Origin of the sequence: Streptomyces sp. NBC_00086, assembly GCF_026343255.1 — a bacterium.
Classification (GTDB): domain Bacteria; phylum Actinomycetota; class Actinomycetes; order Streptomycetales; family Streptomycetaceae; genus Streptomyces.
In genome coordinates this window covers 3,482,368-3,498,063 of sequence record NZ_JAPELZ010000001.1, presented here as the reverse complement: position 1 = coordinate 3,498,063, position 15,696 = coordinate 3,482,368, and the positions used below count along the sequence as shown (strand labels likewise).

The window sequence follows — 15,696 nt, the reverse complement described above, 5'->3', positions numbered from 1 at the left end:
GCCCCAGTGAACTTCGCCTTATGGGTGAGGGTGATGGGTGACTGGTCGTTGCTTGAGAACTACACAGTGGACGCGAGCATCTGTAGGCCAAGTTTTTAAGGGCGCACGGTGGATGCCTTGGCACCAGGAACCGATGAAGGACGTGAGAGGCCGCGATAGGCCCCGGGGAGCTGCCAACTGAGCTTTGATCCGGGGGTGTCCGAATGGGGAAACCCGGCAGTCGTCATGGGCTGTCACCCACTGCTGAACACATAGGCAGTGTGGAGGGAACGCGGGGAAGTGAAACATCTCAGTACCCGCAGGAAGAGAAAACAACCGTGATTCCGGGAGTAGTGGCGAGCGAAACCGGATGAGGCCAAACCGTATGCGTGTGATACCCGGCAGGGGTTGCGCATGCGGGGTTGTGGGAATTCTTTTGATCGGTCTGCCGGCCGGTCGGCGAGTCAGAAACCGTTGATGTAGTCGAAGGACATGCGAAAGGTCCGGCGTAGAGGGTAAGACCCCCGTAGACGAAACATCAGCGGCTTGCTTAAGAATCTCCCAAGTAGCACGGGGCCCGAGAAATCCCGTGTGAATCTGGCGGGACCACCCGCTAAGCCTAAATATTCCCTGGTGACCGATAGCGGATAGTACCGTGAGGGAATGGTGAAAAGTACCGCGGGAGCGGAGTGAAATAGTACCTGAAACCGTGTGCCTACAAGCCGTGGGAGCGTCGCTGTATGTGCTTGCACATACAGTCGTGACTGCGTGCCTTTTGAAGAATGAGCCTGCGAGTTAGCGGTGTGTAGCGAGGTTAACCCGTGTGGGGAAGCCGTAGCGAAAGCGAGTCCGAATAGGGCGATTGAGTTGCACGCTCTAGACCCGAAGCGGAGTGATCTAGCCATGGGCAGGTTGAAGCGGAGGTAAGACTTCGTGGAGGACCGAACCCACCAGGGTTGAAAACCTGGGGGATGACCTGTGGTTAGGGGTGAAAGGCCAATCAAACTCCGTGATAGCTGGTTCTCCCCGAAATGCATTTAGGTGCAGCGTCACGTGTTTCTTGCCGGAGGTAGAGCACTGGATAGGCGATGGGCCCTACCGGGTTACTGACCTTAGCCAAACTCCGAATGCCGGTAAGTGAGAGCGTGGCAGTGAGACTGTGGGGGATAAGCTCCATGGTCGAGAGGGAAACAGCCCAGAGCATCGACTAAGGCCCCTAAGCGTACGCTAAGTGGGAAAGGATGTGGAGTCGCAGAGACAACCAGGAGGTTGGCTTAGAAGCAGCCACCCTTGAAAGAGTGCGTAATAGCTCACTGGTCAAGTGATTCCGCGCCGACAATGTAGCGGGGCTCAAGCGTACCGCCGAAGTCGTGTCATTGCAGCAATAGGGCCAACGCCCGCTGTGATGGGTAGGGGAGCGTCGTGTGCCGGGTGAAGCAGCAGCGGAAGCTAGTTGTGGACGGTTCACGAGTGAGAATGCAGGCATGAGTAGCGATACACACGTGAGAAACGTGTGCGCCGATTGACTAAGGGTTCCTGGGTCAAGCTGATCTGCCCAGGGTAAGTCGGGACCTAAGGCGAGGCCGACAGGCGTAGTCGATGGACAACCGGTTGATATTCCGGTACCCGCTTTGAAACGCCCAATATCGAATCAGGCGATGCTAAGCCCGTGAAGCCGTTCCGGACCCTTCGGGGAAAGGAAAGTGGTGGAGCCGGTGACCCAGACTTGTAGTAGGTAAGCGATGGGGTGACGCAGGAAGGTAGTCCAGCCCGGGCGGTGGTAGTCCCGGGGTAAGGGTGTAGGCCGAGGGGTAGGCAAATCCGTCCCTCATATAAGGCTGAGACCTGATGCCGAGCCGATTGTGGTGAAGTGGATGATCCTATGCTGTCGAGAAAAGCCTCTAGCGAGTTTCATGGCGGCCCGTACCCTAAACCGACTCAGGTGGTCAGGTAGAGAATACCGAGGCGTTCGGGTGAACTATGGTTAAGGAACTCGGCAAAATGCCCCCGTAACTTCGGGAGAAGGGGGGCCATCACTGGTGATCGGATTTACTCCGTGAGCTGGGGGTGGCCGCAGAGACCAGCGAGAAGCGACTGTTTACTAAAAACACAGGTCCGTGCGAAGCCGTAAGGCGATGTATACGGACTGACGCCTGCCCGGTGCTGGAACGTTAAGGGGACCGGTTAGTCACATTTCGGTGTGGCGAAGCTGAGAACTTAAGCGCCAGTAAACGGCGGTGGTAACTATAACCATCCTAAGGTAGCGAAATTCCTTGTCGGGTAAGTTCCGACCTGCACGAATGGCGTAACGACTTCTCGACTGTCTCAACCATAGGCCCGGTGAAATTGCACTACGAGTAAAGATGCTCGTTTCGCGCAGCAGGACGGAAAGACCCCGGGACCTTTACTATAGTTTGATATTGGTGTTCGGTTCGGCTTGTGTAGGATAGGTGGGAGACTTTGAAGCGGCCACGCCAGTGGTTGTGGAGTCGTCGTTGAAATACCACTCTGGTCGTGCTGGATGTCTAACCTCGGTCCGTGATCCGGATCAGGGACAGTGTCTGATGGGTAGTTTAACTGGGGCGGTTGCCTCCCAAAAAGTAACGGAGGCGCCCAAAGGTTCCCTCAGCCTGGTTGGCAATCAGGTGTTGAGTGTAAGTGCACAAGGGAGCTTGACTGTGAGACCGACGGGTCGAGCAGGGACGAAAGTCGGGACTAGTGATCCGGCGGTGGCTTGTGGAAGCGCCGTCGCTCAACGGATAAAAGGTACCCCGGGGATAACAGGCTGATCTTCCCCAAGAGTCCATATCGACGGGATGGTTTGGCACCTCGATGTCGGCTCGTCGCATCCTGGGGCTGGAGTCGGTCCCAAGGGTTGGGCTGTTCGCCCATTAAAGCGGTACGCGAGCTGGGTTTAGAACGTCGTGAGACAGTTCGGTCCCTATCCGCTGTGCGCGTAGGAATATTGAGAAGGGCTGTCCCTAGTACGAGAGGACCGGGACGGACGAACCTCTGGTGTGCCAGTTGTCCTGCCAAGGGCATGGCTGGTTGGCTACGTTCGGGAGGGATAACCGCTGAAAGCATCTAAGCGGGAAGCCTGCTTCAAGATGAGTATTCCCACCTCCTTGAGAGGGTAAGGCTCCCAGTAGACGACTGGGTTGATAGGCCAGATGTGGAAGCCCGGTAACGGGTGGAGCTGACTGGTACTAATAGGCCGAGGGCTTGTCCTCAGTTGCTCGCGTCCACTGTGTTAGTTCTGAAGTAACGAACTGTGTCATATCCGGTTTGGTTAACTTCATAGTGTTTCGGTGGTCATAGCGTTAGGGAAACGCCCGGTTTACATTCCGAACCCGGAAGCTAAGCCTTTCAGCGCCGATGGTACTGCAGGGGGGACCCTGTGGGAGAGTAGGACGCCGCCGAACAATCATTGTAGAAAGCCCCGTACCGGGTAACCGGTACGGGGCTTTTCTGCGTTCTGGGCCAAAACCTAGCTGAGGGTGAGGGCGGGCGGGTCAGGATCTTTGGATGTCCTGCGGATGCCCGGCATGGGGTCCGGATGGATTGGGCCTGACGGCTCGTAGGGTTGTCGCATGGGCTACGACCTCGTCATCTTCGACAACGACGGCGTGCTGGTGGACAGTGAGCCGCTCGCCAACAGCATCCTCGCCGGGTACCTGACCGAGCTGGGGCACCCGACCTCGTACGAGGAGTCGCTCCGCGACTACATGGGGGCCGCGGTCCACCGGGTCCACGACCTCGTGCGCGAACGGACCGGGCAGGACCTGCCGGCCGACTTCGACAGCACGCTGCACGCGCGCACCTTCGCCGCCTTCGAGCGGGAGCTCAAGCCCGTGCCCGGGGTCGAGGGGGTGCTGGCGGCTCTGGTCGAGAGCGGGACCGCGTACTGCCTCGCGTCCTCCGGGAGCCACGAGCGGATCAGGGTCGGCCACCGGGCGGCCGGGCTCGACGAATGGTTCGAGGAGGAGTGGATCTTCAGCTCGGAGGACGTGGGCAAGGGCAAGCCCGCCCCCGATCTGTTCCTGCACGCCGCGGACCAGATGGGTGTGGCACCCGGCCGGTGCGTGGTCGTCGAGGACAGCCCGCTGGGCGTCCAGGCCGCGCTGGCCGCGGGGATGGACGTGCTCGGGTACACCGCGATGGTGCCCGCCGACCGGCTGCCCGGCGCCACCGGATACTTCGGCGACATGAACCAGCTGGCCGGGCTGCTGGGGCTGGCCGAGGGCGCCGGGTCCGGATACACGGGATACAGCGGCGGGTTCTCGCACTGACCCAATCGATATGTGATCGCTCTACCCACCGGTAGCACCGGGGCCTACGCTGAGCCGCCATGACGGCAGACGTGCGGCTGAGCCGCGGGCGCGGGGCGTTGGGGTTCAGTTTCTTCGTGCAGGGCGTGGCCTTCGCGCTGCTCGTGACGCGGATCCCCGCCATTCAGGACCGGTACGGGATATCCGACGCACTGCTGCCCGCCTTCCTGGCCGCCGTGCCGATCCTCGCCGGTGTGTCCAGCGTGGCCACCGAGCACCTGGTGAAGCGGGTCGCGCCCAGCACCGTACTGCGGTGGGCGCAGCCGCTCGTGCTGCTCGCACTGCTGGGGGTCGGCGCCGGCAGCGAGATGTGGCACGTGGCGCTGTCCCTCGGGGCGTTCGGGCTGTTCGTGGGGGCGCTCGACGCCTCCATGAACATGCTCGGGGTGAGTCTGCAGGGCGCGTACGGGCGCAGCATCATGCTCGGGTTCCACGCGTCCTACAGTCTCGGCGGGATCCTGGGCGCCTCGGCCGCGTGGGCGGGGGCGCACTGGCACCTGTCGCTGTTCAGCTCATATCTGCCCGCCGTGGTGGTCCTGTTGCCGCTCGCGCTCCTCGCCAGCCGGTTCTACGTGGACCAGGACGCCAAGGCGGGCGCCGCCGAGGCCAAGGGGCTCGGGCCGGGCGGGTTCAAGCTGCTGCTGCCGCTGTGCCTGGTGATGGCGTGCGCGTACATCGGGGACTCGACGGTGTCGAACTGGAGCGCCAAGTATCTCCAGGACGTGCTCGGCAGCTCCGAGCAGCTCGCCACCGTCCCCTACAACGTCTACATGGTGACCACCCTGCTCGGGCGGGCCGTGGGCGACCTCGGGGTGCGGCGCTTCGGGGCCGTGGCCGTCGTACGGATCGGGACGGTCGTCGCGGCGGGCGGGTTCGCCGTGGTCGCGGCGGCGCCCGGGGCGTGGGTGGGGATGCTCGGCTTCACGCTGCTGGGGTTCGGGCTGTGCGTGATCGTGCCGCAGACCTTCGCGGCGGCGGGCCGGCTGTTCCCGGGATCCTCCGACACCGCGATCGCGCGGCTCAACATCTTCAACTACGTCGGTTTCCTCATCGGGGCGCCGCTCGTGGGCGGGATCGGGGACGCCTGGAGCTACCGCGGAGCGATGCTGGTGCCGATGGTGCTGGTCCTCGTCACTCTTTTCTATGCCCGCTCGTTCGCTGCGGAGCCCGCCCGATACGGTGTCCGGCATGAGCGGCGAACCGGTGACCGGGCTGTTGATGTGGGACGAGGCGGTAACGAAGTATGACTTCGGGCCGGGCCATCCGATGGACCCGGTGCGCCTGGAGCTGACCATGGGTCTGGTACGGGCCTTCGGGCTCGACCGGGAGCTGGAGGTACGGGCGGGCCGGCCGGCCGGGGAGTCGACGCTGCGGCTCGTCCACCGCGAGGACTACGTGGCGGCCGTGCGCGAGGTGTCCGCCGACCCCGGGGTCGCCGACGGCTCGTTCGGGCTGGGGACGGCGGACGATCCGGCGTTCCACGGCATGCACGAGGCGTCCGCGCTGATCGCCGGGCAGTCGGTGGCGGCGGCCGAGGCGATCTGGCGCGGGGAGGCCGGGCACGCCGTGAACTTCGCCGGCGGGCTGCACCACGCGATGCCGGGCGGGGCGGCGGGGTTCTGTGTCTACAACGATGCGTCGCTGGCGATCGCGCGGCTGCTGGAGCTCGGGGCCGAGCGGGTCGCGTACGTGGATGTGGACGTGCACCACGGGGACGGGGTCCAGGCGGCGTTCTGGGACGACCCGCGGGTGCTGACGATCTCGATGCACGAGCATCCGCGGACGCTGTTCCCGCAGACGGGCTGGCCCGAGGAGACGGGCGGGCCGGCGGCGGAGGGTTCGGCGGTGAACATCGCGCTGCCCGCCGGGACCGGGGACGAGGGGTGGCTGCGGGCCTTCCACGCGGTGGTGCCGGAGCTGCTGGAGGACTTCCGGCCTCAGGTGCTGGTGACTCAGCACGGGGCCGATACGCATTTCGAGGACCCGTTGGCGCACCTGGCGGTGTCCTTGGACGCGCAGCGGGCGGTGCAGGAGGCGTGCCACGAGCTGGCGCACGCGTGGGTGGAGGGCGGGCGGTGGCTGGCGCTGGGCGGGGGCGGGTACGCCGTCGTGGATGTCGTACCGCGGTCCTGGACGCACCTGGTCGCGATTGCCGGGCATCGGCCGATCGATCCTGAGACGGCTGTGCCGGGGTCTTGGCGGGATGCGGTGTATGCGCGGACGCGGGAGGTGGCGCCCGGGCGGATGACGGATGGGCGGGTGCCGATGTGGCGGGACTGGGAGGGTGGTTACGACCCTGCCGATCGGATCGACCAGGCCGTGCTCGCCACGCGGCGGGCGGTGTTCCCCCTGCGGGGGTTGCTGGCCTAGGCCTGCCGTGGGTGGCCCGGGTGGCCCGGGTGGCCTGAGTGGCCTGGGTGGTGGGCCCTGCGGGGCTGTCCCCTACCCGCCCTTCCACCGTTCCCAGGGCCTGCCCTGACCCGGTCCTCAAGCGCCGGACGGGCTGAGGGGGGCCGGGCTGCGCCCGGACCCCTCTGGGGCTCCGCCCCAGACCCCGCGCCTCAAACGCCGGCGGGGCTGGATTTGGCCGGCGTTGGACTGGATGTGCCGGTTCTGCGGACTGGTGGGCCGGACTTGCGTTGGGCCAACGGGTGGGGGAATGGCCGGAACTGGTGAGGGGTCAGGGTTGGTGCGGGAGCATCGGGAGGGTGTTGAGTACCGGCGCGTTGCGTGCGCATCTGCTGGCCGCCCGACTGGCCGGGCCCGTCGCGACCTCGCGGGAGAAGAGCCTGCGCAGTTACCGGCTGTTCGCGGCGCGGGATCCGCGGGTGCTGCTGGGGCTGGATCCCGCGTGGGGGTGGGGCGAGGGTGATCTGCTGCGGCTGATGGCGCAGAAGTGCGGGGTCTCGGCGGATCCCGCGCACGTCAGCGGGCCGGACGTGATCGATCCCGAGCTGACGGTGGCGGGGCTGGAGGCCTTCGCGAGGAGGCTGCGGGCGGTGGCGCAGGCGCGGGCCCCGGTGTTGTTCGGGACCGGGCACCCGCACCGGCTCCTGGGGTTCTACGCCACCTTGGCGGGGGCGTTGTCGGCGGCGGGATGTGAAGTCCTCACCCCGGCGCGGGGGGTACCTGTCGACGTGCAGACCCGGTTCGGCGTACGCACGCACCGCATCGATTACGTACGAGGGGTCGCACTGGTGCGAGAAGACGGCGTGCGGCCGGACGGGGGTGACACCGGCGCGCACTCCCATTCGCCGCTGCCGGTTCGGATCGCGCTCGGGGCGCTGGCGGAGGCCGGCGGGCCGTTGCCGGAGCTGGTGGTGGGGGACCACGGGTGGGTCTGCGGTGCAGGTCAGCTCGGTGTTGAGGCGATCGGGCTGGCCGATACCGATGATCCCGCGCTGTTCGTGGGGGAAGCCGAGGGGCAGGTGTCGGTGGCGGTTCCGCTTGATGACGCGGTGCGCGCGGACTACTACAGACCGCTCACTCGCTATGTACTCAATCGGGCGAGTCTGTCGGGTCGGCAGGAGTGGGCGTAGCTCCTCTTCCCCACTCGTATCACACGCCCCTACTCTGGTGAGTGAGCGTGCGACGACGGGGCGTAACCGGAGGGGAAGCCGGTGCCCGTCATGCGCGGAAGGTCAAGGTGTGTCATGGCTGCTGGCGAGAGGCCTCTCAGTGAGGTTCAGTTCCTGACCGTGGCGGAGGTCGCCTCGGTGATGCGAGTGTCGAAGATGACCGTGTACCGCTTGGTGCACAACGGACATCTGCCCGCAATCCGGGTGGGCCGGTCCTTCCGGGTCCCGGAAAACGCGGTGCACGAGTACCTCCGCGAGTCCTTCGTGGGGGTGGAATCGGCCTGAGGGCAAGGGTCGGGAGCCCGCGGTTGCCCCTCGGGGGCACGCGGATTACAAGCTCAGAGCTCGGGCGGGTAGGCTAGGCCGACGTAGGTCGTGTGGGCCCCGACGCCCCGCACCGAATGAAGAGAAGTGAGCGAGGGTAGTCGTGGGCTCTGTTATCAAGAAGCGGCGCAAGCGGATGGCTAAGAAGAAGCACCGCAAGCTGCTCAAGCGCACCCGCGTCCAGCGCCGTAACAAGAAGTAAACGGCAGCTGTACGTGTTTACCGCAGCCCCTCCACCATTCTGGTGGAGGGGCTGTGGTGCAGCCGGGGGACTTCTTCGAGGGAGGCGCTGAGCTCGTGGGGAAGGTCGTGCTGGTCACCGGGGCTGCCCGGCAACTGGGAGGCCGCTTCGTGCGGCGGATCCAGCGGGACCCGGAAGTGGAGCGGGTGATCGCGGTCGACGCGGTGACCCCGCCGCACCGGCTCGGCTCGGCCGAGTTCGTCCGTGCGGACATCAGGCAGTCGGCCATCGCCCGGGTGCTGGCCGAGAACGCCGTCGACACGGTGGTGCACCTCGCGGTCACCGGGGGAGCGGCGACGGGCGCGGGCTCCGGCTCGTACAGCACCGTCAAGGAAACCAACGTCATCGGGACGATGCAGCTCCTGGGAGCCTGCCAGAAGTCCCCGACGGTACGGCGGCTCGTGGTGAAGTCCAGTACCAGTGTGTACGGGGGCACCTCGCGGGATCCGGCCGTCTTCACCGAGACCACGCAGCCGAAGTCGCTGCCGTCGGGCGGCTTCGCCAAGGACGCCACCGAGGTCGAGGGGTACGTACGGGGCTTCGCGCGCAGGCGGCCCGACGTCGCGGTGTGCGTGCTGCGGTTCGCGAACATCCTGGGGCCCTTCGCCGACTCGGCGCTCGCCGAGTACTTCTCGATGCCGCTGATCCCGACCGTGCTGGGCTACGACCCGCGGTTGCAGTTCGTCCACGAGGACGACGTACTGGACGTGCTGCGGCTGGCCTCGCAGACCAGTGGGCCCGGCGGGCTCAGCGGGACCTTCAACATCGCCGGCGAGGGCGTGCTGCTGCTGTCGCAGTGCGCGCGGCGGCTGGGACGGCCGACGGTGCCGCTGCTGCTGCCCGCGGTGACCTGGTTGGGCTCGGCGCTGCGGGCGGTCGGGGCGACGGACTTCTCGCCCGAGCAGATAAGGCTCCTCACGCACGGGCGGGTCGTGGAGACCACGCAGATGCGAGAGGTCCTGGGATTCGAGCCGATGTATACGACCGCCGAGACCTTCGCCGACTTCACGCGGAGCCGGGGCGGCGGGCTGCTGCCGCCGGAGCGGGTGGGGCGGGCCGTGGACCGGGTGGCCGGGTTGCTGGACGTGGACATGGATGGAGCGAAGCGATAGTGGCGGACGCCAAGGTCATTCCGTTCGACGAGGACCGGCCGCGACGGCGGTCCTCGCCCGCCCGGCGGGTACGGGTCGCGCCGGAGGCGCCGCTCGCGCCCGTCGCGCAGCCGGCGGCGGAGCCGGTGGTGGAGGCCGTACCGGAGCCCGCGGCGGAGGACGGCTGGGACCGGCGGATCGCCGGCGGGCTGGCGTTCCTGCGGCGCCGGATCACCGGGGAGTACGAGGTCGACGACTTCGGCTACGACAAGGAGCTGACGGACCAGGTCCTGATGTCCCTGATGCGGCCGCTGTACGACAAGTACTTCCGGGTCGAGGTCAAGGGCATAGAGAACATCCCGAAGGAGGGCGGCGCGCTGATCGTGGCGAACCACTCCGGGACCCTGCCCCTGGACGGGCTGATGCTCCAGGTCGCCGTGCACGACCAGCATCCGGCGCAGCGGCACCTGCGGCTGCTGGCGGCGGACCTGGTGTTCATGCTGCCCGTGGTGAACGAGCTGGCGCGCAAGGCCGGGCACACGCTGGCGTGCGCGGAGGACGCGCAGCGGCTGCTGGAGGCCGGGGAGCTGGTGGGCGTGATGCCCGAGGGCTTCAAGGGGATAGGGAAGCCGTTCGGGGAGCGGTACAAGCTCCAGCGGTTCGGGCGGGGTGGGTTCGTGTCGACCGCGCTGCGGGCGGGGACGCCGATCGTGCCCTGCTCGATCGTGGGGGCGGAGGAGATCTACCCCATGATCGGCAACTCGAAGACGCTGGCGCGGCTGCTCGGGATTCCGTACTTCCCGATCACGCCGACGTTCCCGCTGCTGGGGCCGTTGGGGGCGGTGCCGCTGCCGACGAAGTGGACGATCCAGTTCGGGGAGCCGATTCCGACGGACGGGTACGCGGCGGAGGCCGCCGAGGACCCGATGCTGATGTTCAACCTGACGGATCAGGTGCGGGAGCAGATCCAGCACACGTTGTACAAGCTGCTGGTGCAGCGGAGGTCCGTCTTCTTCTGACGGGCCCGTGCATGACGCGTCGGTGCAGCGAAGAGGCCGGCGGGGCTGGATTTCCAGCCCCGCCGGCCTCTTCGTCGTTCGGCCCTAGTCGGCGTCTTCCGCGCTGATGCCCAGGCCTGGGAGGAGGCCGGGGAGCAGGGGCGGGAGGGTGATGTCGGGGCGGGCGGGCGTCGGGGTGGCGCCCGGTTCGGACGGGGTGGACTCGCCCTTGGGCGGGTCCAGGAGATTGCCCGTACCGCCCAGGAGGCCGCCGCCCGGAGGCGGAGCCTTCGGGGAACCCGACGTCTGGTCCGTGGGCGGGTTGGGGGCCGCGGACGGGGCGCCCGGGGAGGGCGTCGCCTGCTGCTTGCCCGCCGGGGCGCTCGGCTTCGTGGAAGGCCCGGAGCCGCGGGTCTGTTCCGGAGGCTTTGGAAGCAGACTCTGGAGCGGCGCCACGTCATGGTCTATGGCCTGGAAGACCGATTCCACCTCACCGCCCACGTCCGTGAGCTGCGCCGGGAGATTGCCCCGGAGCTTGGCCCACGCGTCCCGGTGCGAGCGGGAGAACGAGGACAGCGCCTGGATCGGGCCGAGCGAGCCGTCCCGTTCGTAGGCGGCCTGGAGCAGCCGGTGGCCCTCCGAGGCATCGTGCTTCATGCCCGCGAGGGCCCGGCGGATCTCGCCGAGGGACTCGTGGTCGAGTGCGCCGAGACGGCCGCGCTCCATGAGCCGGCGGGCTTCCGACAGGCGGTTCGAGGCCTGGTCGAGATAGAGCTCGCCCCGGTCCGAATCGTCGTCGGCCATCCCGAGCCGGATGTCCTCCATGCCCCGCTTCACGGGGTACAGGTGGTCACCCGGCAGGGCGTCCGTGCTGGCAGCGGCCACTCCGCTGAAGGCCCCCGCGGCCACACCTACGGTGAGACCGCCTGCCGCGATGCCCTTGGACCAGCGGGAGCGGGGCCGCAATTTCCGGAGCGAGGTCGCCCGGTGGGCGCCGCGGCCGGTCCGCTGTTCGGGCACTTGAGGGTCGGCGGCCACGCCGCCCCCGGCCCTCTCTTCCATCACCTTGGCTTCCATGGCGGCAATGAGCTGGGCTCGTTGCACCACTTTGACCTCGGGGTCCAGCACCGGGCGCGGCATTCTTTCGCCGAGCACGCTCGCCAGGGCCAACAACCGGTCGTGGTCGGCAGGTTCGGCAGGTGCCTCGGACTGCTCGGCCGCCGGGTCCGGTTCAGAAAGGTCGGACGGGGTCCGCTCCTCCAGGGCCTGGGCGAAGGCGTTCGCCCGCCGGTGCGGAGTCACGTTCGCGATCACTGGCGGCACCTCCTCTCGTCATGACGATCGACTCCCCAAGGTGTCCGGAAGGTTGCCTTCCTTGAGCACATCCACACTTTCGAGTGAGCGGCTTCGGGCAGGGCTTGTCCACAGGGAGCCTGCATTCCCCACAACGAGCGGCGCGGCACTTGGGTTACGGACGAAGGATGATCGGACCACAGCGTCGTTGGATTCGTCACTGATGTCGGTGTCGTGCGTGGCGTCAGTGACGTCGGTGTCATCAAGGTCATCAGGGAGGGGTACCGAAATGTGAGAGGAGGGCGGCGTCAGCGGGCGTCGTCGGGGAGCAGGCGGGCCAGGGTGCGGACCGCCCGGTACTGGAGGGTCTTGATGGCACCCTCGTTCTTTCCCATCACCCTGGCCGTCTCGGCGACCGAGAGGCCCTGCAGGAAGCGCAGGGTCACGCACTCCTGCTGCTGCGGATTGAGTTTCCGTACGGCTTCCAGCAGGGCCGCGTTGGAGAGGGACTCCAGGACGGAGTCCTCGGGGGACCGTTCCACCTCGTTGGCGTCGAGCATTTCGCCGGTGGTGACTTCCAGGCGGAAGCGGCTCGACTTGAAGTGGTCGGCGACCAGGTTGCGGGCGATCGTCACGAGCCAGGCGCCGAAGTCGCGGCCCTGCCAGGTGAAGGTGGAGATGCGGCGCAGCGCGCGCAGGAAGGTCTCGCTGGTGAGATCCTCCGCGGTCGCCTTGCCGCCGACGCGGTAGTAGATGTAGCGGTAGACGGTGTCGCTGTACTGGTCGTACAGGCGACCGAAGGCATCGGCTTCGCCGGCCTGGGCGCGTTCGACCAGGTCCATCATGCGGGCCTGGTCGCTGTCCGCGGTGGGACGGCGGGCGGCGGGCGCGGTGGTCCCGGCGGCTGCGCCCCCGGCGGACGAGCCGCCGGCGCGACCGCGTCTGCCCACCGTTGCCCCGCCGTCGGTCAGGGCGTAGCAAGGACCGGCCGGGCCGAGTCCGGCGGGGACCGCGGTGGCGAATGCGGGGGCGGTGTACGCGGTGGGGACGAAGCCGCGCAGCTGGTCGAGGACCGTTGCGCGCAGCGTAGCCAGGCCCGAGGCGTCAACCCCGACAGGTGGGTACACGGGACTCCCAGAGGCAGAGCTTCCATCACGTGCAGTGCGGGACCGTTCACCCGTCGTGGCGACAGATGGCGGTGGCATGCGTTTGAGGAGAATAACGCTTCGTACAGGCAGCGCTACACCCAGTTGCTCAAATCACCGGTTACGACACTTCTGTTGCGTGTCGAGGGCATATTCAGGCACGGATGGTGATCGATTCTTGATCACTTGGATGCGCGGAATGCCTGCTTCCACGGTGGCTCGCGACCGAGTAGGGCAGGGCGGAGTGCCGCGCCGGGGGCGCGGGTAGAGGTGAGCGAATGCTCCGGGCATGGGTGGGCGCCGGGCGTGGTGGGGCGGGAGGCCGGGCAGGGCCCCGTAGGCACTACTTGCGGCGGCGGTGCAGGGCGATCGCGGCGGCCGTGCCGCCCGCGATCGCGCCGACGCCCGCGGCGGCCGGGACGCCGATCTTCACGGCCTTGCGGCCGGTCCGATAGTCGCGCAGGCGCCAGTCGTTGGTGCGGGCATGCTTGCGCAGTTTTGTGTCGGGATTGATCGCGTACGGATGTCCGACCAGTGACAGCATCGGAATGTCGTTGTGCGAATCGCTGTACGCGGCGCAGCGCTCGAGGTCGAGTCCCTCGGCGGCGGCCAGGGCGCGGACCGCCTCGGCCTTGGCGGGGCCGTGCAGCGGCTCGCCGACCAGGCGGCCGGTGTAGATGCCGTCCACGGACTCGGCGACGGTGCCGAGGGCTCCGGTCAGGCCGAGCCGGCGGGCGATGATCGTGGCGGTCTCGACGGGGGCGGCCGTGACGAGCCAGACCTTCTGTCCGGCGTCGAGGTGGGCCTGGGCCAGGGCGCGGGTGCCCGGCCAGATCCGCACCGCCATGTACTCGTCGTAGATCTCCTCGCCGATGGACATCAGTTCGGAGACCTTGTGTCCCTTGACGATGGACAGCGCGCTGTCGCGGGCGTCCTGCATGTGCTCGGGATCCTCGACCCCGGCGAGCCGGAACCAGGCCTGCTGCCAGGCGAAGCGGGCGAGCTCGCGGCGGCGGAAGAACTCCCGCTTGTAGAGGCCGCGGCCGAAGTGGAAGATCGCGGCGCCCTGCATGACGGTGTTGTCGAGGTCGAAGAAGGCGGCGGCCAGGTCGTCGCCGGCGACGGGGAACTCGGGTACGGCGGGTTCCTGCGGAGCCTCGGGCTCCGCCTGCGCCGCGCGTTCCGCTTCGGTGGTTCCGGTGAAGTCCGGGCCGCCGTGTGGTTCGTCGGCCAGCGCGGTCTTGCGGGCGGCCTCGGCCGAGGCCTCGCCTGCCAGCACGCTCCGCGCGGTGGCGGAGCGCCTACGGGGGGTGAGCCATCCCAGAGCGGCCATGACGCGAGCATAGCCACTGTGTTCGGGAGTTCCCGAACCGATGGGAATCGGTGGTTTGAATGCTCCCCTCCTGGAAGGTGAACGGGACTCCCGCGCCTCCCGGGCTATGTGGGGATTTTCGGCTCAAGCTGCCCGACGAACCGGCGGTTCGTCAGGTCTTCCGCTCTCGGCGCCGGCCGGGTTCAGACCTGCCCGGATGAGCATTACGCGTGCGGAATTCTTGTCCCGTGGGGACACAGCTCCGCACGCGTTGCAGGTGTAGGTGCGCATACCCAGCGGCAGTGTGTGCTTGGCTCTCGCTCCGCACTGCGCGCAATCCATCGTGGTGTGCGCGGGGTGGACCAGATGCACGGCGCGGCCGTGCTTGCGGCCCATCTCGATCAGAGCCGTCTTGGTGGCGCCGATGGCGGCGTCAGCGGCCTTCCTGGCCATGGTCGACTTGGCGAGGAACTGGGGGCGGAAGTCCTCGACGGCCAGGGCGTCGTGGTCGCGGACCACACGCTTGGCCCACTTGCGAGCGGTGTCCTGCCGCTGACGTGCGACCTTCTTGTGCAATTTCGCCGCCTGGCGTCGCGCCTCCCGGTAGCCCCTGGACTGTTTCTTGCCCTTCGGGGAATGGCGGCGGTCCATCACCCGCTGATATCGCGCCAACCTCGCGGCAGCCCTCCTGCCGTGTTGCGGGTGCGGCAGATCGTGGGCGTCACAAGTGGTCGTAGCGGTCTCGGTCACTCCCCAATCGATTCCGATCACTCGCCCGGTGGTGGGCAGGGAGTCAGTGGTTGTGGGCACGACGAACGAGCAGTACCAGTGGCCGATGCTGTCCCTGTACACGCGCACCGACGACGGATCACCTGGGAGATCGCGCGACCACACCACCGTGAGTACGATCCCGCCCGCCAGATGTAGGCGGCCATCTTTGATCCGGAACCCGCGCTTGGTGTAGTTCAGGCTCGGATCCGCATCGCGCTTCTTCTTCCATCGGGGCAGACCGGCCCGCTGCCACACCGGCAACCGGTCCTTGATGTCCTTCTGAGCTCTTGCCCGGGACTTTCCGAAGTCCCGGATCAGCTGTTGCTGAGGGACACTCGCACCCTTCCGCAGCCACAGCGTGTGGGCGCGGGCATCAGTCAGCATCCTGTCGAGCTGTGCCGGGCCGCACGTCTGCTTCGTCACGCCTTCAGGGAGGGCCCGATTTGCGGTGTGGACTTGCTTGGACTTGGCCACGCACTCGTTCCAGACCCACCGGCACCGGTCCCACTCGGCCACCAGCAAGGCGAGCGCAGCCGATGACACACGAAGCCGGTAGGTGAACCGAGCAACCTTGGCACCCTCCGCCACCGCCGCCGTTGTTGCCGCCATCACGCCAACGTAGAGCCCGATCTCGCA

Annotated in this window: 12 protein-coding genes and 2 rRNA genes; 10 read left to right on the top strand and 4 right to left on the bottom strand. The window is 67.2% G+C overall.

What is annotated here, in order from left to right:
• The first annotated feature begins 85 nt into the window (after positions 1–85).
• The 10 genes from OG276_RS15550 to OG276_RS15505 all read left to right on the top strand — a co-directional run bounded on the left by OG276_RS15550 (position 86) and on the right by OG276_RS15505 (position 10,560).
• Positions 86–3,209: ribosomal RNA gene (locus tag OG276_RS15550) — 23S ribosomal RNA — on the top strand.
• A 74-nt stretch (positions 3,210–3,283) separates the two neighbouring features.
• Positions 3,284–3,401, top strand: a 5S ribosomal RNA gene (rrf, locus tag OG276_RS15545).
• A 168-nt stretch (positions 3,402–3,569) separates the two neighbouring features.
• Positions 3,570–4,268 carry an HAD family phosphatase gene (locus OG276_RS15540; protein WP_266905849.1) on the top strand — a complete coding sequence of 233 codons (699 nt, stop codon included), beginning with the start codon at positions 3,570–3,572 and terminating at the stop codon, positions 4,266–4,268.
• A 59-nt stretch (positions 4,269–4,327) separates the two neighbouring features.
• On the top strand, positions 4,328–5,554 hold the full coding sequence (locus OG276_RS15535; protein ID WP_266905847.1) for an MFS transporter: 1,227 nt from the start codon (positions 4,328–4,330) through the stop codon (positions 5,552–5,554).
• On the top strand, positions 5,526–6,677 hold the full coding sequence (locus tag OG276_RS15530; protein WP_266912850.1) for an acetoin utilization protein AcuC: 1,152 nt from the start codon (positions 5,526–5,528) through the stop codon (positions 6,675–6,677). Before OG276_RS15535 ends, OG276_RS15530 begins: the two co-directional genes overlap by 29 nt.
• A 338-nt stretch (positions 6,678–7,015) precedes the next feature.
• Positions 7,016–7,846, top strand: coding sequence for a phosphatase (locus OG276_RS15525; protein ID WP_266905845.1), 831 nt, complete (start codon positions 7,016–7,018; stop codon positions 7,844–7,846).
• Positions 7,847–7,960: 114 nt separating this feature from the next.
• Positions 7,961–8,170, top strand: coding sequence for a helix-turn-helix domain-containing protein (locus OG276_RS15520; protein ID WP_162688852.1), 210 nt, complete (start codon positions 7,961–7,963; stop codon positions 8,168–8,170).
• Between the two features lie 142 nt (positions 8,171–8,312).
• Positions 8,313–8,411, top strand: coding sequence for an AURKAIP1/COX24 domain-containing protein (locus tag OG276_RS15515; protein ID WP_003948845.1), 99 nt, complete (start codon positions 8,313–8,315; stop codon positions 8,409–8,411).
• 95 nt (positions 8,412–8,506) lie between these two features.
• Positions 8,507–9,562, top strand: coding sequence for an NAD-dependent epimerase/dehydratase family protein (locus OG276_RS15510; RefSeq protein ID WP_266912848.1), 1,056 nt, complete (start codon positions 8,507–8,509; stop codon positions 9,560–9,562).
• Positions 9,562–10,560 carry a lysophospholipid acyltransferase family protein gene (locus OG276_RS15505; protein WP_266905843.1) on the top strand — a complete coding sequence of 333 codons (999 nt, stop codon included), beginning with the start codon at positions 9,562–9,564 and terminating at the stop codon, positions 10,558–10,560. The genes OG276_RS15510 and OG276_RS15505 overlap by 1 nt, the downstream gene beginning before the upstream one ends.
• Positions 10,561–10,644: 84 nt before the next feature.
• On the opposite strand, the gene OG276_RS15500 is transcribed toward OG276_RS15505, so the two are convergent.
• From OG276_RS15500 to OG276_RS15485, 4 genes are all read right to left on the bottom strand, one after another.
• Complete coding sequence (locus OG276_RS15500; RefSeq protein WP_266905841.1) at positions 10,645–11,853, bottom strand: DUF5667 domain-containing protein; 1,209 nt, start codon at positions 11,851–11,853, stop codon at positions 10,645–10,647.
• A 287-nt stretch (positions 11,854–12,140) separates the two neighbouring features.
• Positions 12,141–12,959 carry an ECF subfamily RNA polymerase sigma factor, BldN family gene (locus OG276_RS15495; RefSeq protein ID WP_266905839.1) on the bottom strand — a complete coding sequence of 273 codons (819 nt, stop codon included), beginning with the start codon at positions 12,957–12,959 and terminating at the stop codon, positions 12,141–12,143.
• A gap of 361 nt (positions 12,960–13,320) precedes the next feature.
• The gene (locus OG276_RS15490; RefSeq protein ID WP_266905837.1) at positions 13,321–14,310 is read right to left on the bottom strand and encodes an HAD family phosphatase; all 990 of its coding nucleotides are present in this window, start codon (positions 14,308–14,310) and stop codon (positions 13,321–13,323) included.
• Between the two features lie 123 nt (positions 14,311–14,433).
• On the bottom strand, positions 14,434–15,669 hold the full coding sequence (locus OG276_RS15485; RefSeq protein WP_266905835.1) for a transposase: 1,236 nt from the start codon (positions 15,667–15,669) through the stop codon (positions 14,434–14,436).
• Positions 15,670–15,696: the final 27 nt, after the last annotated feature.

Coding starts and splice junctions, on each gene's coding strand:
- OG276_RS15540 (WP_266905849.1), top strand. CDS start 3,570: ATGGGCTACGACCTCGTCATCTTCGACAACGACGGCGTGCTGGTGGAC.
- OG276_RS15535 (WP_266905847.1), top strand. CDS start 4,328: ATGACGGCAGACGTGCGGCTGAGCCGCGGGCGCGGGGCGTTGGGGTTC.
- OG276_RS15530 (WP_266912850.1), top strand. CDS start 5,526: ATGTGGGACGAGGCGGTAACGAAGTATGACTTCGGGCCGGGCCATCCG.
- OG276_RS15520 (WP_162688852.1), top strand. CDS start 7,961: ATGGCTGCTGGCGAGAGGCCTCTCAGTGAGGTTCAGTTCCTGACCGTG.
- OG276_RS15490 (WP_266905837.1), bottom strand. CDS start 14,310: ATGGCCGCTCTGGGATGGCTCACCCCCCGTAGGCGCTCCGCCACCGCG.
- OG276_RS15485 (WP_266905835.1), bottom strand. CDS start 15,669: ATGGCGGCAACAACGGCGGCGGTGGCGGAGGGTGCCAAGGTTGCTCGG.